Source organism: Streptomyces canus (assembly GCF_030816965.1).
Classification (GTDB): Bacteria; Actinomycetota; Actinomycetes; order Streptomycetales; family Streptomycetaceae; genus Streptomyces; species Streptomyces canus_E.
Genome location: NZ_JAUSYQ010000002.1, coordinates 9128430 through 9146112, shown reverse-complemented (window position 1 = coordinate 9146112; position 17683 = coordinate 9128430). Strand labels below are relative to the sequence as shown.

The window sequence follows — 17683 nt, the reverse complement described above, 5'->3', positions numbered from 1 at the left end:
CGTCACGCAGGGCCGACGGCCGCCTGGATCACGGCGGCGGACTGTCCCTGCGAGCCTGTGTGTTCACCCCTGACGAGGCCTACCGTCGCCCGCCGGCGTCGGTCGCGGCAGGCCGTGCGGGCCGCCAGGACGAACAGGCCGAACCGGTCCCGGGTGAGGCGGGCCACGGCCTCGGCGCCGGTGTCCGCCGTGCCGACCCGGTGGCCGGCCAACCCCGAGGCGGTGGAGAGCAGTTCGGTCTCGCGGGGGGGCGCCGACGACGACCAGGACGTGCCGTCCGTTGCCGCGGGGCGGCGACCGGTACTCATCGACGACGTTCACGTACATGGCAGGACCGTTCACGGGGGGCTCGCGACAGAGACGCGGGCGGGGAGGTCGAGCGGGGTCTCGGTGTGGGCGACGAAGTCGTGGACCAGCCGCCGGAAGAGCGTGGCGAACCGTTCCAGTTCGTCGGGGGTCCAGTCGGCAAGGGCCAGTTCGACGCCCCGGCGGCTCGCGTCCCGAATGTGCTCCACCGCCGCGAGGCCCGCGTCCGTGAGTTGCACGAGCTGGGCCCTGCGGTCGTCCGGATCGGCGACCCGCACGACGTACCCGATCCGCTCCAGCTGCCGCAGCTGCCGGGTGACATGGGAGGCCTCCACGGACAGCCGGACCGCCAGCACCCCCGGGCGCACCGGGTCACTGGCCGCGATGTTCCGCAGGATCGCCACGGCGGCCCGGTCCAGGTCGAGCCCGGCCGCCGCCATCAGCCGCTCGTGCTGCCGGGTTCTCCCGGCCACATAGGTCATGCGGCTGAGGACGTACTCGATCTCGACCACGGTCGCCGACACGCCTGCCGCCGGCGCGGGATTCTGTGCGGACATGGCGCCATCCCTAGGGTAGTTGCCTAACTTAAGCAATATGCAATTGATTGCTTGACTTAAGTAACTCGCCTGTGCTTGCCTAAGTCAAGCAAGACGACCCGGACGGGTCCGCCTCGAGCGGAGCGGGCCCACGCGCCCGACCCGTGGGGACGGGGAACGGCGCGGTCTCCGGGCCCGGCGGGCGGACCGACTCCCCCCTGTCCGTCGCCGGGCCCGGCGACACGAACCCCTCAGCATCCCTCCAGAAAGTGAGACACCCCATGGCCACGATGAAGTCCGTCCACGCCGCGAAGGACAAGGTCGACGTGGTGGACGTCGAGCGGCCCGTGCCCGGCCCCAAGGACGCCCTCGTGCGGATCCGGGCCTGCGGGATCTGCGGCACGGACACCTTCTTCCTGCACCTGGGCGGCATGCCCTCCGGTGCGGACGGGGCGATGCGGGCCATCCCGCTCAGCCACGAGCCGGCCGGTGAGGTCGTCGAGGTGGGCGCCGAGGTCAGAGGTCTCGCGGTCGGCAACCGGGTCGTCGTCAACCCGCAGGGCGCGCCCACCGGCATCATCGGCTGCGGTGGCGAACTGGGCGGCATGGACGAGTACTTGCTCATCGAGAACGCCGAGGTCGGCAGGAGCGTCGCCGTCTTCCCCGATGACATGCCCTTCGACGTCGCCTCCCTCAACGAGCCGATGGCGGTCGCCCGGCACGCCGTCAACCGCTCCGAGGCGAAGCCCACGGACAAGGTGGTCGTGTTCGGCGCCGGACCGATCGGTCTGGGCGCCACGATCTGGCTGAAGCTGGGCGGGGTGGAACACGTGACCGTGGTCGACGTCATCCCCGAGCGCCTGGAGACCGCGCTGGCGGTCGGCGCCGACGCGGTCGTCGACTCCGCCACGGAGGACCTCACGGGGCGGCTGAAGGAGCTGCACGGCGAGGCCGCGAACGCGCACGGGCAGCCGCGGACCGGCACCGACGTCTACATCGACGCCGCGGGGGCGCCGGCGGTCTTCGACGCCGTGATCGCCAACGCCAAGTGGCACGCCAAGTTCGTCATGGTCGCCGTACAGAAGAAGGGCGAGGTGGATCTCGGCGGCATGCTGCGCAGTGAGTTGACGCTCGTCGCGTCGCAGGGGTATCCGACGGAGATCTTCGAGGTCACGGCGGAGCTGGTGGAGCACCGGGAGCGGTTCGCGAAGCTGATCAGTCACCGGGTGCCGTTCTCCGAGGTCGGCCGTGCGTTTGAGCTCGCGCTGACTCCCGGGGCCGCGGAGAAGGTCGTCGTCACCTTCGACGAAGTTTCACACCTCTGAAAAGTGCCCCACCGTGCCGTCCGGCGTCCGCGCCTTCGCCGTGGCCGCTCGCGCGGTTCCCGCGCCCCTTCAGGGCGTGGGGATGCACGGCATCGACAGGGACTCCCACCCCATGAGCGACAACCTCTTCCGCCGCCGTCCGCGCCTCGGCGACACGGCGCTCCCCCTCGGTCTCTTCGCCTGCTCCTTCCCCGGGAGCCTCGTCACCCTGCCGGGCAGCGGCCCCGCGGTCGCCTGGTGGCCCGGTGTCCTGCTGACCGGACTGGCGTGCGTCGCACTGCTGTGGCGCCGGAACCGTCCCCGTGCCACGACGGCCGTGGCCATGGCGTGCGCGACCGTCGTGTCCGCCTTCGGCTACGTCCTCACCGTCCTGCTGCTCGGCCCTCTCATGACCGCCCTCTACTACCTGGCCCTGCGCACGGACCGCAGGACCGCCAACACCTTCGCCCTCGCGAGCGTCGTCTGCCTGATCTCGGCGGCTCTCATGGCCGGACCCGGCGACGAACCACTGGTCCTCAAGCTGCTCGGGCCCGCCGCCTGGCTGCTGCTGCCCGTCGCCCTCGGCACCACGACCCGGCTTCGCGGCGCCTATCTGGAGGCCGTGCAAATCCGTGCCGAGCTCGCGGAACGCACCCGGGAGGAGGAGACAGGGCACCGGGTCACGGCCGAGCGCATGCGCATCGCCCGCGATCTGCACGACGTGGTGGCCCATCACCTTCTCCTGGCCAACATCCAGGCCGGCACGGTCAGTCGTTTGCTGCCCGCCCGGCCCGGCGAGGCCGGGAAGATCGCCGTCGAGCTGGCCACCACCACCTCGTCGGCACTGCGCGAACTCAAGGCCACCGTGGGCTTGTTGAGGAACGACGCCGACCGTACGACCGACTCCGGCAGGACATCGGAACGTACCCCCGGGCTCGCCGGGCTGCCCGAACTCGCCGCCTCCTTCCGGCACGCCGGGCTCACGGTCGCCGTCACCACCGAAGGAACGGTGAGGCTCCTCTCCGCCGGTACCGACCTGACGGCGTACCGCATCGTCCAGGAAGCCCTCACCAACGTCACCAAGCACGCGGCTGTCGACAGGGCGGAGGTACGGCTCGTCTACCGGGCCGACGTCCTCCTCGTGTCCGTCGTCAACGACGGCCCCGCGTACGCCGACTCCCCCTCCCCCGGCGGTGGTTACGGCCTGATCGGCATGCGTGAGCGGGCCCGTTCCGCGGGCGGGCGGATCCGTACGGGCCGTCTCGTCCAGGGCGGCTTCGAGGTCGTCGTCGAGTTGCCGTACCACCCGGACGGTCATGCGAAGGAAGCGGTCGTCTGAGCCGTGTTGTCCAGCCCACCCCAAGATTGAACTTGCTTAAGTCAATCAATTGCGATTCACTTGAGTGAGTCAAGCAACCCACAGGTTCCCGACCGGAGGCCCAGCCATGTCCGACGCCCTTGCCCAACCCGCCGAAGCGGGGTCGTCAACCCCGCCGAAGCCGAACGCCGTGGTGGCGGTCCTGGCCCTGGCCGGAATCGTCGTCTCGCTGATGCAGACCCTGGTCATCCCGATCGTTCCGGAGCTGCCCAAGCTCCTGCACGCGGAGCCCTCCGACACCGCCTGGGCGGTCACCGCCACCCTGCTCGCCGCGGCGGTGGCCACGCCGGTCGTGGGACGGCTCGGCGACATGTTCGGCAAGCGGCGGATGCTGCTGCTCAGCATCGTGCTGCTGGTGTCCGGTTCGGTGGTCTGCGGCCTCGCCCACTCCCTCGTCCCGATGATCGTCGGACGTGCCCTGCAGGGTCTGGCCGCGGCGGTCGTACCGCTGGGCATCAGCATCATGCGGGATGCGCTGCCGGCCGACCGGCTCGCCGGGTCCACCGCGCTGATGAGCGCCTCGCTCGGTGTCGGTGGCGCCCTGGGTCTGCCCTCCGCCGCGTTCATCGCCGACAACTGGAACTGGCACATCCTGTTCTGGGTCTCCGCCACTCTCGGTGTCGTCGCCTTCGTCCTCGTCCTGCTGATCGTGCCGGAGTCCAAGGTGCGCGCCGGGGGCCGGTTCGACCTGGTGGGTTCGCTGGGTCTGTCGGCCGGCCTGCTCTCGCTGCTACTGGCCGTCTCCAAGGGCGGTGACTGGGGCTGGACCAGCGGCACCACGCTCGGTCTCGGCACCGCCGCGGTCGTGATCCTGCTGGCCTGGGGCTGGTGGGAGCTGCGCAGCCCGCAGCCGCTGGTCGACCTGCGGACCACCGCCAAGCCGCAGGTGCTGTTCACCAACCTCGCCTCGATCGCCCTCGGCGTCTCGATGTTCGCGATGTCCCTGGTGCTCCCGCAGCTGCTCCAGCTGCCCGAGCAGACCGGCTACGGCCTCGGCAAGTCCATGCTGACCGTCGGCTTGGTGCTGGCCCCGCAGGGTCTGGTGATGATGGCGATGTCCGCGGTCTCCGCGGCCCTCACCAAGGCCAAGGGTCCCAAGATCACACTGTTGATCGGCACACTGATCGTGGCCGCGGGTTACGGGCTCAACATCGTCCTGATGTCCGAGGTCTGGCACCTCGTCCTGGTCTCCTGCATCATCGGCGCCGGCATCGGCTTCACCTACGGCGCGCTGCCCGCCCTGATCATGGGCGCCGTGGATCCCTCCCAGACGGGTGCCGCCAACAGCCTCAACACGCTGATGCGGTCCCTCGGCACCTCCTTCGCCAGCGCCATCGCCGGTGTGATCCTGGCCCAGATGACCACCGACTTCGGCGGCTACGCGCTGCCCTCGGAGAACGGCTTCAAGGTCGTCATGGTGATCGGGGCGGGGGCGGCGCTGCTCGCCTTCGCCGTAGCGACCTTCATCCCCCGCCAGCGGCACGCCACCCCGCAGCCCCCGTCCGACGGACCGACGAAGCCGACGGAGGTCGGCGCCAAGGCGTAACCCCGGGTTCTGTACCGGGCCGACCGGCCGTCGCTCCCTGGTGGGGGCGGCGGCCGCTCGGCGTCGACGGGGCCGCGCCCGATTGCAGGACGGCGACCACTCAGGCATTCGGAACGGAGGCCGCTCGGCCTTCGCGGAAGCAGCGGCCACTCGGCATTCGCGAGGGCCGCGGCCGCAGGCGGCCATGAGTTCTCGGAAGGGCGTCCCGCGATCGCCCCGGGCTCTTCGCCCTGCCGACCTGGCTGGTGTCACACCGCGCCACGCACGCATGGCATGGCATGGCAGGTCACTGCCGCAGGAACGCCGAGTGGTCGCCATTGCCGACCATCGGCCCGCCGGGGAGGGACCGAAGCCAGTACCCCGCGACCGCACGCGGCTGCGCATGCTCACCGTCCCCGCCACGCAGCCACCTACTGACGGACTCGGCCGACGCACCCACCTCTTACTTGATCACCGCGTTCGCCACCACGACCACCACCCCCAGCATCGCGTCCATCACACCGACGGTGATCGCGGCGAGCCATGAGCGTTGGGACCAGCGGGCCGTGACCAGGCCCAGGGTGAACAGGAGGGTGATGTTGAGGGCGAAGGCCGGGTACTCGACGCCGTTCGCCGGCCACCAGCCCCAGCCCGCGCCGGCCAGGACGACAGCCGTCGGCAGGACCGCCGCGACCAGGGGCCACTCGTCGGCGAGGGCGCGCAGGACGTCCCAGCGGCGGTGCGTGGCACGCTCGGCGATGTAGTGGGCGTAACCGTGGGCGAGGGCGGAGGCGAGGGCGGTGACCAGGAGCCACGCGGTGTCGTAGCGGCGGCTGTCCCGGGAGGTGTGCCCGTACTGGGTGAGCGCGGCGACCAGGGAGCAGGCCAGGACCGAACCGTAGACGCCGCCGAAGAGGACGGCCTCACGTGTGTCGTGCCGGTGCGGCCGGGACGCGGCATCCTCGGTGTCCACCATGCCTTCCACGATCACCCGGCCCGCGAGGTGCCGCCAGTTCGCGACGGGGTCTCCTCCCACCTGCGCCGACACTCCACACACTGTCGACGCACGGGCCGGGAACGGCCTCGCTAGGGTCGCAGCATGGACCACAGCTTCGTACTCCACATCCCCGACGCCGAGCTCGAATCCGAGCCTCTCGCACGGGAGCAGGTCCTCTCGGGGACACCCGAGGTGACCGGAAAGGTGGTCTGGGAGTCGGAGGACGGACGACAGATCCGCGGCATCTGGCAGATCACGCCCGGAGTCGTCACCGACACGGAGGCGGACGAGCTGTTCGTCGTGATCAGCGGGTCGGCGACCATCGAGGTCGAGGGCGGGCCGACGCTGAGGGTGGGGCCGGGCGACATGGCCGTACTGCGTGCGGGCGACCGTACGACGTGGACCGTGCACGAGACACTGCGGAAGGCGTACGCGATCAACCTGTGAGCGGACCCGCCGTCGTCCCCCGGATCTCCAGCACCGGCGCGGCGAGATCCGTGCGCCCCTCTCCCCCACGTCCCGCGAACCGGTCGAGCAGACACCGCGCGGCCCGGCGGCCGACCTCGTGGCTGGCGTTGTCGACGGTGGTGAGCCAGACGTGGCGGAGCCGGGCGATGCTCGTGTTGTCGTAGCCGACGACGGACAGGTCGCGCGGGACGCTCAGGCCGAGTTCCTCCGCGGCCGACACCACGCCGATCGCGGCGATGTCGTTGCAGGCGAAGACGGCCGTGGGCCGGTCGGGGCGGCTCAGCAGCCGGACCGTCGTGCGGTAGCCGCCCTCCTCGGTCATGTCGCTCGCCTCGACGACCGCCTCGTCCGCGAGGCCGTGCGCCCGCATCGTCGCCTCGAAGCTGTGCCGGCGCAGCTCGCCGACCGCCCCGTACCCCGCGATGTGCGCGACGCGGCGGTGGCCGAGGCCGATCAGGTGCTCGGTGACCAGACGGGCGCCGCGCTCGTCGTCGTTGGCGACGACGTCCACCCCCGGCAGCCTGGGCTCGCGCGCGCCCGCCACGACCACCGGGAGCCGCTCGGCCACCGCCCCGAGCGCGGCGGCGTCGGGCAGCGTGCCGACCACGATCAGGCCGTCCACCCCGAGGTCCAGGAAGGGACCGGCCGGATCCTGTCCGGTACGGCGGTTGAGACGGGCGTCGGCCAGGAGCATGCGCAGGCCGTTGTCGTGGAGCAGGGAGTTCAGACCGTCGAGCAGGTCCACGAACCAGGGGTTGCGCAGGTCGTTCAGGAGGACGCCGACCGTGCGGGTGCGCTGCTCGCTGAGGCTGCGGGCGGCGGCGTTCGGACGGTAGCCGAGCTCGCGCACGGCCCGCAGCACGGCCTCCCGCTTCTCCGGGCGCACCTGGTCGGAGCCCCGCAGCACGAGGGAGACCAGCGACTTCGAGACACCGGCCCGGTCGGCCACATCACGGATCGTCGGCGGTCTCATGGCATGGACCGTTCCATGGTGCGGTGCCGCCTGTCAAAGGGTTGACAGCGAGGGAAGACGGCACCCAAGGTGACCGGGACAGCTAATGGACCGGTCCAAAAAGGTGGCTCCCCCATGGTCGATACGCTCGGTGTCGCCGTCGTCGGATTCGGCTGGATGGGGCGGGTGCACACCCAGGCCTACGCCCGTGTCCCGCACCACTACCCCGGGCTCCCGCTGCGCGCCGAGCTCGTGACCGTCGCCGAGGACGTGCCGGGGCGGGCCGAGGAGGCGGCCGCGCAGTTCGGGTTCGCCTCGGCGACCCGCGACTGGCGCGAGGTCGCCGCGGATCCGCGCGTCCAGGCCGTCAGCATCACCGCGCCCAACTTCCTGCACCGCGAGATCGGCGTCGCGATGGCCGAGGCCGGCAAACACATCTGGATCGAGAAGCCGGTCGGCCTCACCGCCGAGGACGCCCGTGCGGTGGCCGACGCGGCGGCCAGGGCCGGCGTGCAGAGCGCGGTCGGCTTCAACTACCGCAACGCGCCCGCCGTCGAGACCGCCCGCGCGCTGATCGCCTCCGGGGAGATCGGCACGGTCACCCATGTCCGGGTCCGGCTCTTCAGCGACTACGCGGCCCACCCTCAGGGCGCCCTGACCTGGCGTTACGAGCGTGAACGCGGCGGCAGCGGAGTGCTCGGAGACCTCGCCTCGCACGGCGCCGACCTGGCCCGCTTCCTGCTCGGCGACATCGCTTCCCTCACGGCCGACACCGCGATCTTCGTGCCCGAGCGCGCCCGCCCCACCGGAGCCACCGCCGGGCACACCCTGGCGACCGGAGAGCTCGGGCCCGTCGAGAACGAGGACTACGTCAACTGCCTGCTGCGCTTCGCCTCCGGTGCCCGTGGCGTCCTGGAGGCCTGCCGGGTCTCGGTCGGCGAGCAGAACAACTACGGCTTCGAGGTCCACGGTACGAAGGGCGCGGTGTTCTGGGACTTCCGCCGCATGGGTGAGCTGGGCATCAGCCGCGGCACCGGCTACCAGGACCAGGCCGTCAGCACGGTGTATGTCGGCCCGGGCGACGGCGAGTTCGGCGCCTTCCAGCCGGGCGCGGCCAACGCCATGGGCTACGACGACCTCAAGGTCGTGGAGGCGTACCGCTTCCTGCGTTCGGTCGCCGAGGGCACGTCGTACGGGGCCACTGTGGAGGACGCCGTGCACAGCGCCGTCGTACTGGATGCCATGTCGCGGTCCGCGGAAAGCGGTGCGTGGGTGGAGGTGTCGGCATGACGGTGCGGGTGGGGGTGATCGGGGCCGGGGTGATGGGTGCCGATCATGTGCGGCTGCTGCACGGGTTCGTACCGTCGGCCGAGGCCGTGGCGGTGGCGGATGTCGACGGGACGCGAGCGAGGGCCGTCGCGTCCGGCGTGCCGGGGCGCTCGTCAGCCCCGACGCGTGGGCGCTGATCGCCGATTCCCGCGTGGACGCCGTCGTGGTCGCCTCCCACGACTCCACCCACGCCGAGCTGACCGTGGCCGCCGTGCGGGCCGGGAAGCCGGTGCTGTACGAGAAGCCGCTGGTGTCGACGGTCGCCGAGTGCGTCGAGGTCGTACGTGAGGACGACAAGGCGGGCGGCGGGCGCGTGTCGGTGGGGTTCATGCGGCGGTTCGACCCGGCGTACGTCGCGTTGAAGGCCGCGCCGGGAGAGGGCCGGTGCGGTCGGCCCGGGGTGGTGCACGGTGTGAGCCGGAGTGTGACCTCGGCACCGGGCGCGGTCGGAAGACAGTGCGGGATCGTCATCCCCGACGAACAGCCGGACCGGACCCGCGGCCGGACGGCGACCTAGTACGGCATGTTGTACGGCGTCACCACCTGTATCGCCGAAGGCGTCGTCGGCCCCGCCGGCGGCAACGCCCCGTGCGCCCGCATCACGATGTGGCACGCCTCCCGCATGTCCTGCCGCAGGTCGTGATGGAGGACTGCCGACAGGCGGTGTTCTCGCAGCAGCCGGTCGTTGTCGTGGTCCAGGTCGTGGGCCACGAACACCGCGCACTCCCTGCCCAGGTCCTCGAAGGCCCTGAGCGTGGCGATGTTGCCGCCGCCGATGGAGTAGACCGCCCGGATCTCCGGATCCCGCTCCAGAGCGGCCCGGACGAGGTCGTACTGCGTGGCGTCCAGGCCCTGTCCCTCGGCGATCTCCACCACCGCGCGTTCCGGGTGGCGGGTGCGCATCACGCTGCGGAACCCCATCTCACGCTCCTCCTCGTTGCGGAAGAAACCGCTGCTGAGACTGGTGAGGACGTTGCCGGGGCGGTCGCCGAGCCACTGGCCCATGAGGTAGGCGGCGGTCGCTCCCGCCGCCCGGTTGTCGATGCCCACGTAGGCGAGGCGGGCTGTGGATGGCAGGTCGGTGACCAGGGTGACCACGGGGATGCCCGCCTCCGCGAGCCGGCCGACCGCGGCCGTGACCTCGGGGACGTCGGGAGCCTTGAGGATCACGCCCTGGGAGCCACGACGGGCTATCCGGTCGAGGGTCTTCGTCAGCTCCGCCACCGGCCCGGTCTCACGGAAGTGGAAGCGGGAGCGCAGGACCGCGGGGTGCAGCGCGGGCAGCTCGGCCTCCAGGGCGGCACGCACGGCCGTCGAGAAGCGCTCCGGCGTCTGCATCACTATGTCGATCATGAAGGTGCGGCCGACCAGCCGGACCTGGGTGCGCTGCCGGTCCAGGTCGGTGATCGCCTGGCGGACCTCGCGGGCGGTGTTCTCCCGGACCCCTCCCCTGCCGTTCAGGACCCGGTCGACGGTGGCCTCGCTCAGCCCCGCCTGACGTGCGATCTCCCGGATCGGATAGGGGTGGCCCACGCGTGTGCTCCTTGAGGGGTTTTTGATGGTTGCCTGCTGGTTGTTCGACGGCTTTGTCATGACAAGAATGACAGCGCTGAGTCGCCCCTGTCACCGAGAGGACGCCGATGTCCTTCACCGCCGTACACCGCCGTGCCTGGCTGTCCGAGCAGGACTGCGACCTCGACTCGTTCCGCGCGCTCGTCGAGCGAACGGCCGACCCCGCCGACTACCCGCACGCCGCCGCCGTAGAGCGGAACGTCCTGCTGTACGACGCCGAGCGCGTCCGCGGTGCCAAGGACCGCCGGGAAGTGCAGGAGGAGCTGGTGCGGGCCCTGACCGACGGGCCCGGGGTCGTGGTCTTCCAGGGGGCGTTCCCCGATCACGCGGTCGTCGACCGGTTCACGGAGGTCTTCGACTCGCTGATCCGCGAGCAGTACGCGGCGGGCACGACCGCGGGCGACCACTTCGCGAAGCCCGGTGCCAACGAGCGGGTGTGGAACGCGCTGGAGAAGGCGGCCCTCTACGACCCCTCGGCGTTCGCCGACTACTACGCCAACCCGGTCCTCGCCCTGGTGTCCGAGGCGTGGCTCGGCCCCGGTTACCAGGTCACCTCCCAGGTCAACGTGGTCAACCCGGGCGGCCTCGCGCAGACCGTGCACCGCGACTACCACCTCGGCTTCCTCTCCGACGAGGTCGCCGCGGCCTATCCGGCGCACGTACACCGCCTCTCCCCCGTGCTCACGCTCCAGGGCGCCGTCGCGCACTGCGACATGCCGGTGGAGTCGGGGCCGACGCTGTACCTGCCGTTCTCGCAGATGTTCGAGCCCGGGTATCTGGCATGGCGGCGGCCGGAGTTCCAGGCGTACTTCAAGGAACACCACGTCCAGCTGCCGCTCGCGAAGGGCGACGCCGTCTTCTTCAACCCGGCGCTGTTCCACGCGGCCGGGACCAACCGCACCACCGACGTGCGGCGCATGGTCAACCTCCTGCAGGTGTCCTCGGCCTTCGGGCGTGCCATGGAGACCGTGGACCGGGAGGCGGTGTCGAACGCCGTCTACCCGGCGCTGCTGCGCCGCAAGGCGGACGGCGCCGACGCCGAGTGGCTGGACAACGTGATCGCCGCGAGCGCCGAGGGCTATCCCTTCCCCACCAATCTCGACAGCGACCCACCGGTCGACGGACTCGCCCCGCCCTCCCAGGCGGACCTCGTACGACGGGCGCTCGCCGAGGGCTGGACCCCACGGACCCTCAGGGACGAGCTGCGCGCGGGCGCCGACCGGCGTACGAGCTGAATCAGCGGCGCACAAGCTGAAAGGTACTGGCACATTCATGGGACTTCTCGACGACAAGGTCGTCCTCGTCAACGGCGGCAGCCAGGGCGTCGGTGCCGCCATCGCCCGGGCCGCCGTCCGCGAGGGCGCGGTCGTGGCCGTGACCGGCCGCCGCCCCGAGCCCGGTGCGGCGCTGGTGGCGGAGCTGGAGGCGGCCGGCGGCAAGGCGCTGTTCGTCCGCGCCGACCTCGCCGACGCCGAGCAGGCCAGGGCGTCCGTCACCCGGGTCGTCGAGGCGTACGGCCGTGTCGACTGCCTGGTGAACTCCGCCGGGCTCACCTCCCGGGGCACGCTCCTCGACACCACGCCCGAGCTGTTCGACCAGCACATCGCGATCAACCTCAAGGCGCCCTTCTTCGCCATGCAGGCGGCGGTGGCGGACATGGTCGGCCGCAAGGCGCCCGGCACGGTCGTCAACATCATCACCTCCTCGGCGCACGGCGGGCAGCCGTTCCTCGCGCCCTACGTCGCCGCGAAGGCGGGCCTGATCGGCCTCACCCGCAACGCCGCGCACGCCCACCGCTGGGACCGGGTCCGGATCAACGGCCTCAACATCGGCTGGACGGCGACCGAGGGCGAGGACGCCACCCAGAAGACCTTCCACGGCGCCGGCGACGACTGGCGTGAGGAGGCCGCCGCCAAGCTCCCGATGGGCAAGCTCGGCCAGCCCGACGAGATCGCCGACTTCGTGGTCCTCCTGCTGTCCGACCGGTCGGGCGTGGTGACCGGTTCGGTGATCGACTGGGACCAGAACGTCCTCGGCGGCCTCGACTGACCCCTCCCGCTCGAGAAACACCGCTCGCCCGAAACACTCTCAAGGAGCTGCACCCTCATGCGCATCGGAATCCTCGGCCTCGGCCGCATCGGCGCCTTCCACGCCGAGACCCTCTCCGGACTCGACGCCGTCGAGTCACTCGTGCTCACCGACCCCTTCGCGGAGGCCGCCAAGTCCGCCGCGGAGCGGTTCGGCGGCGAGGTCGTGGACTCGCCGGAGGCCCTGCTGGCCGCCGGCGTGGACGGCATCGTGGTCGCGGCGGCGACGGACGCCCACCCCAAGCTGATCCTGGCCGGCGTGGAGGCCGGCATCCCCGTCTTCTGCGAGAAGCCCGTCGCCAAGCACATGAGCGAGGGCGTCGAGGTCCTCAGGGCCGTCGACGGCAGCGACGTGCCGATCCAGATCGGCTACAACCGCCGTTTCGACGCCGGTTTCGTCAACGCCCGGGCCGCCGTGCAGAGCGGCGAGCTGGGCAAGCTGCACACCGTGCGCTCGACCACGCTGGACCCGGCCCCGCCGCCGGCCGCGTACGTCGCCGCCTCCGGGGGCATCTTCCGGGACTGCTCGGTGCACGACTTCGACATCATCCGCTGGGTGACCGGCCGCGAGGTCGTCGAGGTGTACGCCGTCGGCGGCAACCGGGGCGCCGAGTACATCAAGGAGGCGGGCGACGCCGACACCACCGGCGCGATCCTCACCCTCGACGACGGCACGATCGCGGTGGTCTCCAACTCCCGCCACAACGCGCGTGGTTATGACGTCCGCATGGAGATCCACGGCTTCACGGACTCCATCGCCGTCGGCCTGGAGGACAAGCTCCCGCTGCGCTCGGTCGAGCCCGGCGTGACCTTCCCCGCGGGCACCCCGCACGACTTCTTCATGGACCGCTTCACGGCCGCCTACCGCGCCGAACTCACCGCGTTCACCGAGGTCGTGGCCGGCACCCGGCCCTCGCCGTGCACGGTCGCGGACGCCCTGGAGGCGGGCTGGATCGCCGAGGCGTGCACGCTGTCGCTGCACGAGCACCGCCCGGTGACGATCGCCGAGGTCCGCTCCGCCTGAGCCGCACGCGAACACTCCGGTCCCGGCGCCCGTCTGCCGCGAGCCGTGACCGTCGTGGGCGCCGGACCGAGCGGCCTGGTCCTGGCACACGCCCAGGACCTCGCGCGCCATCACTGCCCGCCCGCGCGGCGCACACTGATCCGGCAGGACCCCGTCCTGCCGTCGTCGAGGAGGAACCGCGGACATGAGCGAACCGCTGCGCATCGGAGTACTGGGAGCCGCGCGGATCAGCGGCGCCTCACTGATCGGCCCGGCCCGGGCGACCGGTCACCGGGTCGTCGCGGTGGCCGCGCGGGACCGGTCCCGCGCCGAGGCCTACGCGGCCGAGCACGGTGTGGAGCGGGTGGCGGGGTCGTACACCGAGCTGATCGCCGACCCCGAGGTCGAGGTCGTCTACAACCCGCTCGCCAACGGTCTGCACGGGCCGTGGAACCTCGCGGCGCTCGCCGCGGGCAAGCACGTCCTGAGCGAGAAGCCGTCGGCGAGCAACGCCGAGGAGGCCGCGGAGGTGCGGGAGGCGGCCGCGAAGGCCGGCACGGTCTTCATGGAGGCCTTCCACTACCTCTTCCACCCGGTCACCCGGCGGCTCCACGAAGTCCTCGCGAGCGGTGAGATCGGCGAGTTGCGGCACGTGGAGGCCATGGTCGCGATCCAGGCGCCGGCGGACACCGACCCGCGCTGGTCGCTGCCGCTGGCCGGCGGCGCGGTGATGGACCTCGGCTGCTACAGCCTGCACGCCCTGCGCATGCTGGCCCCGTGGGCGGGCGGCGCACCGCGGCTGGTCTCCGCGCGGGGCGGGCAGCGGGCGGGGGCGCCCGGCGTCGACGAGTGGCTCGACGCCGACCTGGCGTTCCCCGGGGGCGCGACCGGGTCGGCGCGCTGCCACATGGCGTACGACGGGCTGGAGATGAGCTGCCGGATCATCGGTTCGCGGGGCGAGGTCCTCGCGCCGAACTTCGTGCTGCCGCACCGGGACGACCGGGTCGTGGTGCGCACCGGAGACGGCGAGCGCACCGAGCGGCTCGGTACGCGATCGTCGTACACCTACCAGTTGGAGGCGTTCGCTGAGCGGGTGCGCGGGGGCGCCCCGCTGCCGCTGGACGCGGACGACGCGGTGGCGACCATGACGCTGATCGACGCCGCCTACCGGGCGGCCGGGTTCGAGCCGCGGCCACGCGTGTCCTAGCTGTCGCGCAGCTCGGCCAGTTCACGCCGGGTGATCGACTCCTTGTCGGTCTGGCCCAGTTCACCGAGTACATCGGCCAGGCAGTCCAGCGCCGAGGTCAGCTCGCCCGCGCCGTGCGGCTTGCGGGCCTCGGCCACCGCCGCCACGGCACAGGCGCGGGCCTCGGCCGGGTCCCCGGTGGCGGTGTGGCAGCGGGCGAGATCGACCAGGAGCCGTACCCGCAACGGCAGAACGATCTCGGGGACGGCCCACGCGAGGGGCCCCCGCAGCGCCTCCCGGGCCTCGGGGCCCACGCCCAGCGCGTCCCCGTATCGCCCCAACGCCCTCAGCACACCGACCAGTTCGGCGAGCACCTGCGGACGCACCAGCTCGACGTGCGCCAGCTCCCGGAGCGACATGGCGGCGAGGAGCGCGGCACACTCCTCGTAGACGGCCACGGACTCCTCGCTGCGGCCGACCGCGGCGAGCAGCATCCCGTATGTCCGCAGCGCGCCGGGCAGGCTGCCGAGCGCCCGGGCCCTGCGGTGGGGGGCGGACAGGTGGCGGTACGCCTCCACGCACGCCTGTGCCACCGACACGGCCTCCTCGGTCCGGCCGACGCCGGCGAGCGCCTGCGCCCGCACGTCCCCGACGAAGGCGGCCAGCGCCCAGGGCGCCTCGCCCGGTACGGCGGTCGCTGCCGTGCACGCCTCCTCGAAGCGGCCGGACAGCAGCAACGCGTGGGCACGCAGCGCCAGGGCACGGCTCAGCCCCTCCGTGTCGGCCGTCCCGCGGTAGACCTCGACCGCCTCCTCGGCCCAGGCCAGCCGTCGCGCGGGCGACGGCGGCGGCAGCCCCGCCCAGGAAGGGGTGACGCAGTACGACAGCGCGGCCCCCAGCAGCGGTCCGCCCTTCTCCGGCGCCCATTTGGCCGCCGCGCGCGGCAACGGCAGCAGTATCCGTACGAGTCCCATGCGCACCCCCTCGCCGCCCCGCCGAGGACAGCCGCGCCATGGTCGCACAGGGGGTCACACCGATGCCGCGATTCACCGGGTCCGTAGCGAGCACGGGGGAACTTCACCGAACTCCCCCTGTACGGCGCGAAGTCAGCCGTACAGGGCGGGCCGTTCCACGAGTTCCACGGTCGTCCGGCCGCCCTCGTTCAGCGACCTCACGCCCGCCTCGCACACCGCGGCCGCCGCGTAGCCGTCCCACACGCTGGGGCCGGTGACCTCGCCGCGGCGGGTGGCGTCGACCCAGGCCTGGACCTCACGGTCGTAGGCGTCGGCGAAGCGTTCGACGAAGTCCTGGGCGATGGTGCCGCCCCAGCGTCCTGCCATGTTGGTGACCATGGCGTGGCCGTCGCCGATGCGGGCGGTGCCGCGTTCGCAGACCGCCTCGGCCTGGACCTGGTAGCCGAAGCCGCAGTTGACGAAGATCTCGACGTCGGCGAGAGCGCCGCCGTCGGTCTCGAAGACGACGAACTGCGGGTCCTGGAGGTCGTCGGGGGCGTTCACGGACGGCGTCGGGCGCAGCACCGTGACCGCGGTGATCTCGTGCCCGAGCAGCCAGCGGGTCACGTCGGTCTCATGGGCCACGGAGTCGCTGATCAGCATGGAGCTGGTGAAGAAGGGCGGGCTCGCGGCGTTGCGGTGCCGGTTGTGCAGCATCAGCGGCCGCCCCAACTGGCCCGTCTCCAGCAGTGACTTGAGCTTCATGTACTCGGTGTCGTAGCGCCGCATGAAGCCGACCTGGGCCCGTCTGCGGCCCAGTCGTTGCTCGGCCTCCACGACCCGCAGCGCGGAGGCCGCGTCGGGGGTGAGCGGCTTCTCGCACAGCACCGGCAGATCGTGCTCGAAGGCCTGGAGGAGGGCCGCCTCGTGGGCGGGGCCCGGCGAGGCGATCAGGACGGCGTCGACATCGGCCGCCGCCATCGCGGAGGCCGGGTCGGTGTGGGCGGTGCAGCCGTCGACGCGGGCGGCGATCTGCTTGGCGCGTTCCGTGTCGACGTCCACGACGGCACTCACCCGGGCGCCGCTGACGACCTCATGGATACGGCGGACGTGGTCGGCGCCCATCTTGCCGGTGCCGATGACGGCGACGCCCAGGGTGGCTCGCTCGGTCATGGTCATCCCTTCAGGCGCCGCAGGACCTCAGGAACTTACGGGTGCGCACCGCGATCGGCAGCGGCTTGTCCGGCTCGCACGGGTACATGTCCTGCTCGACGATGGCGAACAGCTCCACGCCGAGCTTCTGCGCTGCCACCAGGACGGGCTCCAACTCGGGTACACCGGACGGCGGTTCGCACATCACTCCGCGCTGGACGGCCGGGCCGAACGGCACCTCGTTCGTGACGACGTCCGCGAGGATCTCCGGGTCGACCTGCTTGAGGTGGAGATAGCCGATGCGCTCGCCGTAGGTCTCGATGAGCTTGACGCTGTCGCCGCCGCAGTAGGCGTAGTGCCCGGTGTCCAGGCAGAGGTTGACGAGTTCGGAGTCCGTCGAGTCCAGGAAGTGCTCGACGTGGTCCTCGGTGTCGAGGTGGGTGTCGGCGTGCGGGTGGACGACGATGTCCAGGCCGTACGCCTCCTTCACCTCGTGGCCGAGCCGTTCCATGCCCTTGGTCAGGTGTGCCCACTGCTCGTGGGTCAGCTCCGGTGGCTCGAGGATCTCGGCGGTCTTGTCGTCGCGCCAGAAGGACGGGATGACGACGAGATGCCCGGCCCCCATGGCCTGGGTGAGCGCGGCGACCTGGCTGACGTGCTCCCAGGTCGACTCCCAGACCGAGGGGCCGCGGTGCAGCCCGGTGAAGACCGTGCCCGCCGAGACCCTGAGGTCGCGCCGGGCGATCTCGTCGGTCAGCCGGGCCGGGTCGGTCGGCAGATAGCCGTACGGCCCCAGCTCGATCCAGGAGTAGCCCGCCTCGGCGACCTCGTCCAGGAAGCGTTCCCACGGCACCTGCACCGGGTCGTCGGGGAACCAGACGCCCCAGGAGTCCGGGGCCGAGCCGACGCGGATACGGTCGAGTGGGGCCGCCATC

At 71.8% G+C, this 17683-nt stretch carries 19 protein-coding genes; 11 read left to right on the top strand and 8 right to left on the bottom strand.

Annotation, left to right across the window (positions count from 1 at the left end; genetic code table 11):
• Nucleotides 1–2 precede the first annotated feature (2 nt).
• Together QF027_RS42700 and QF027_RS42695 are read right to left on the bottom strand one after the other, a co-directional pair.
• Nucleotides 3–308 carry a hypothetical protein gene (locus QF027_RS42700; protein WP_307080795.1) on the bottom strand — a complete coding sequence of 102 codons (306 nt, stop codon included), beginning with the start codon at nucleotides 306–308 and terminating at the stop codon, nucleotides 3–5.
• A 30-nt stretch (nucleotides 309–338) separates the two neighbouring features.
• Complete coding sequence (locus tag QF027_RS42695) at nucleotides 339–863, bottom strand: MarR family winged helix-turn-helix transcriptional regulator (RefSeq protein WP_307080792.1); 525 nt, start codon at nucleotides 861–863, stop codon at nucleotides 339–341.
• A 260-nt stretch (nucleotides 864–1123) separates the two neighbouring features.
• Between QF027_RS42695 and QF027_RS42690 the strand changes: the two genes are divergently transcribed.
• From QF027_RS42690 to QF027_RS42680, 3 genes are all read left to right on the top strand, one after another.
• Nucleotides 1124–2167, top strand: a complete 1044-nt coding sequence (locus QF027_RS42690) for a zinc-dependent alcohol dehydrogenase (protein WP_307080790.1) — start codon at nucleotides 1124–1126, stop codon at nucleotides 2165–2167.
• Between the two features lie 13 nt (nucleotides 2168–2180).
• Complete coding sequence (locus tag QF027_RS42685; protein WP_307080788.1) at nucleotides 2181–3485, top strand: sensor histidine kinase; 1305 nt, start codon at nucleotides 2181–2183, stop codon at nucleotides 3483–3485.
• 106 nt (nucleotides 3486–3591) lie between these two features.
• A complete protein-coding gene (locus QF027_RS42680; protein WP_307080786.1) occupies nucleotides 3592–5070 on the top strand; it encodes an MFS transporter in 1479 nt (492 codons plus the stop codon).
• 442 nt (nucleotides 5071–5512) lie between these two features.
• On the opposite strand, the gene QF027_RS42675 is transcribed toward QF027_RS42680, so the two are convergent.
• The gene (locus QF027_RS42675; RefSeq protein WP_306986461.1) at nucleotides 5513–6025 is read right to left on the bottom strand and encodes a hypothetical protein; all 513 of its coding nucleotides are present in this window, start codon (nucleotides 6023–6025) and stop codon (nucleotides 5513–5515) included.
• A gap of 123 nt (nucleotides 6026–6148) precedes the next feature.
• On the opposite strand from QF027_RS42675, the gene QF027_RS42670 reads away from it, so the two are divergent.
• Nucleotides 6149–6493 (top strand): cupin domain-containing protein, encoded by a 345-nt coding sequence (locus tag QF027_RS42670; protein WP_306973528.1) that lies wholly within the window; start codon nucleotides 6149–6151, stop codon nucleotides 6491–6493.
• On the opposite strand, the gene QF027_RS42665 is transcribed toward QF027_RS42670, so the two are convergent.
• Nucleotides 6483–7487, bottom strand: coding sequence for a LacI family DNA-binding transcriptional regulator (locus QF027_RS42665; protein WP_307080784.1), 1005 nt, complete (start codon nucleotides 7485–7487; stop codon nucleotides 6483–6485). The genes QF027_RS42670 and QF027_RS42665 overlap by 11 nt on opposite strands.
• A gap of 114 nt (nucleotides 7488–7601) precedes the next feature.
• Here QF027_RS42665 and QF027_RS42660 point away from each other — a divergent pair, with 114 nt between their 5' ends.
• The 3 genes from QF027_RS42660 to QF027_RS42650 are packed head-to-tail and all read left to right on the top strand — an operon-like array spanning nucleotide 7602 to nucleotide 9312.
• Nucleotides 7602–8756: a Gfo/Idh/MocA family protein gene (locus tag QF027_RS42660; RefSeq protein ID WP_307080782.1), complete on the top strand. Its 1155-nt coding sequence runs from the start codon at nucleotides 7602–7604 to the stop codon at nucleotides 8754–8756.
• On the top strand, nucleotides 8753–8932 hold the full coding sequence (locus QF027_RS42655) for a Gfo/Idh/MocA family oxidoreductase (RefSeq protein WP_306973535.1): 180 nt from the start codon (nucleotides 8753–8755) through the stop codon (nucleotides 8930–8932). Before QF027_RS42660 ends, QF027_RS42655 begins: the two co-directional genes overlap by 4 nt.
• Before the next feature lie 14 nt (nucleotides 8933–8946).
• Entirely contained in the window at nucleotides 8947–9312 is a 366-nt protein-coding gene (locus QF027_RS42650; protein ID WP_307080780.1) for a Gfo/Idh/MocA family protein, read from the top strand.
• Here the strand turns inward: QF027_RS42650 and QF027_RS42645 are convergent.
• Nucleotides 9309–10328: a LacI family DNA-binding transcriptional regulator gene (locus QF027_RS42645; RefSeq protein WP_307080779.1), complete on the bottom strand. Its 1020-nt coding sequence runs from the start codon at nucleotides 10326–10328 to the stop codon at nucleotides 9309–9311. The two genes, QF027_RS42650 and QF027_RS42645, sit on opposite strands and share 4 nt — an antisense overlap.
• 107 nt (nucleotides 10329–10435) lie before the next feature.
• On the opposite strand from QF027_RS42645, the gene QF027_RS42640 reads away from it, so the two are divergent.
• The 4 genes from QF027_RS42640 (at nucleotide 10436) to QF027_RS42625 (ending at nucleotide 14664) form a co-directional block, all read left to right on the top strand.
• Nucleotides 10436–11602: a phytanoyl-CoA dioxygenase family protein gene (locus QF027_RS42640; protein WP_307080777.1), complete on the top strand. Its 1167-nt coding sequence runs from the start codon at nucleotides 10436–10438 to the stop codon at nucleotides 11600–11602.
• A 37-nt stretch (nucleotides 11603–11639) separates the two neighbouring features.
• Entirely contained in the window at nucleotides 11640–12416 is a 777-nt protein-coding gene (locus QF027_RS42635) for an SDR family oxidoreductase (RefSeq protein ID WP_266511042.1), read from the top strand.
• 57 nt (nucleotides 12417–12473) lie between these two features.
• The gene (locus QF027_RS42630) at nucleotides 12474–13478 is read left to right on the top strand and encodes a Gfo/Idh/MocA family protein (RefSeq protein WP_306973545.1); all 1005 of its coding nucleotides are present in this window, start codon (nucleotides 12474–12476) and stop codon (nucleotides 13476–13478) included.
• Nucleotides 13479–13662: 184 nt separating this feature from the next.
• On the top strand, nucleotides 13663–14664 hold the full coding sequence (locus QF027_RS42625; RefSeq protein WP_307080775.1) for a Gfo/Idh/MocA family protein: 1002 nt from the start codon (nucleotides 13663–13665) through the stop codon (nucleotides 14662–14664).
• Here QF027_RS42625 and QF027_RS42620 read toward each other — a convergent pair.
• The 3 genes from QF027_RS42620 to QF027_RS42610 form a co-directional block, all read right to left on the bottom strand.
• Complete coding sequence (locus tag QF027_RS42620; RefSeq protein ID WP_307080773.1) at nucleotides 14661–15617, bottom strand: hypothetical protein; 957 nt, start codon at nucleotides 15615–15617, stop codon at nucleotides 14661–14663. The genes QF027_RS42625 and QF027_RS42620 overlap by 4 nt on opposite strands.
• Before the next feature lie 132 nt (nucleotides 15618–15749).
• Nucleotides 15750–16769 carry a Gfo/Idh/MocA family protein gene (locus QF027_RS42615; RefSeq protein WP_307080771.1) on the bottom strand — a complete coding sequence of 340 codons (1020 nt, stop codon included), beginning with the start codon at nucleotides 16767–16769 and terminating at the stop codon, nucleotides 15750–15752.
• Nucleotides 16770–16779: 10 nt separating this feature from the next.
• The gene (locus QF027_RS42610) at nucleotides 16780–17682 is read right to left on the bottom strand and encodes a sugar phosphate isomerase/epimerase family protein (RefSeq protein ID WP_306973553.1); all 903 of its coding nucleotides are present in this window, start codon (nucleotides 17680–17682) and stop codon (nucleotides 16780–16782) included.
• Nucleotide 17683: the final 1 nt, after the last annotated feature.

Excerpts from the sequence above, each read along its gene's own strand:
- QF027_RS42700 (WP_307080795.1), bottom strand. The coding sequence starts at position 308 with ATGAGTACCGGTCGCCGCCCCGCGGCAACGGACGGCACGTCCTGGTCG.
- QF027_RS42695 (WP_307080792.1), bottom strand. The coding sequence starts at position 863 with ATGTCCGCACAGAATCCCGCGCCGGCGGCAGGCGTGTCGGCGACCGTG.
- QF027_RS42690 (WP_307080790.1), top strand. The coding sequence starts at position 1,124 with ATGGCCACGATGAAGTCCGTCCACGCCGCGAAGGACAAGGTCGACGTG.
- QF027_RS42680 (WP_307080786.1), top strand. The coding sequence starts at position 3,592 with ATGTCCGACGCCCTTGCCCAACCCGCCGAAGCGGGGTCGTCAACCCCG.
- QF027_RS42675 (WP_306986461.1), bottom strand. The coding sequence starts at position 6,025 with ATGGTGGACACCGAGGATGCCGCGTCCCGGCCGCACCGGCACGACACA.
- QF027_RS42670 (WP_306973528.1), top strand. The coding sequence starts at position 6,149 with ATGGACCACAGCTTCGTACTCCACATCCCCGACGCCGAGCTCGAATCC.
- QF027_RS42665 (WP_307080784.1), bottom strand. The coding sequence starts at position 7,487 with ATGAGACCGCCGACGATCCGTGATGTGGCCGACCGGGCCGGTGTCTCG.
- QF027_RS42660 (WP_307080782.1), top strand. The coding sequence starts at position 7,602 with ATGGTCGATACGCTCGGTGTCGCCGTCGTCGGATTCGGCTGGATGGGG.
- QF027_RS42655 (WP_306973535.1), top strand. The coding sequence starts at position 8,753 with ATGACGGTGCGGGTGGGGGTGATCGGGGCCGGGGTGATGGGTGCCGAT.
- QF027_RS42640 (WP_307080777.1), top strand. The coding sequence starts at position 10,436 with ATGTCCTTCACCGCCGTACACCGCCGTGCCTGGCTGTCCGAGCAGGAC.
- QF027_RS42635 (WP_266511042.1), top strand. The coding sequence starts at position 11,640 with ATGGGACTTCTCGACGACAAGGTCGTCCTCGTCAACGGCGGCAGCCAG.
- QF027_RS42630 (WP_306973545.1), top strand. The coding sequence starts at position 12,474 with ATGCGCATCGGAATCCTCGGCCTCGGCCGCATCGGCGCCTTCCACGCC.
- QF027_RS42625 (WP_307080775.1), top strand. The coding sequence starts at position 13,663 with ATGAGCGAACCGCTGCGCATCGGAGTACTGGGAGCCGCGCGGATCAGC.
- QF027_RS42620 (WP_307080773.1), bottom strand. The coding sequence starts at position 15,617 with ATGGGACTCGTACGGATACTGCTGCCGTTGCCGCGCGCGGCGGCCAAA.
- QF027_RS42615 (WP_307080771.1), bottom strand. The coding sequence starts at position 16,769 with ATGACCGAGCGAGCCACCCTGGGCGTCGCCGTCATCGGCACCGGCAAG.
- QF027_RS42610 (WP_306973553.1), bottom strand. The coding sequence starts at position 17,682 with ATGGCGGCCCCACTCGACCGTATCCGCGTCGGCTCGGCCCCGGACTCC.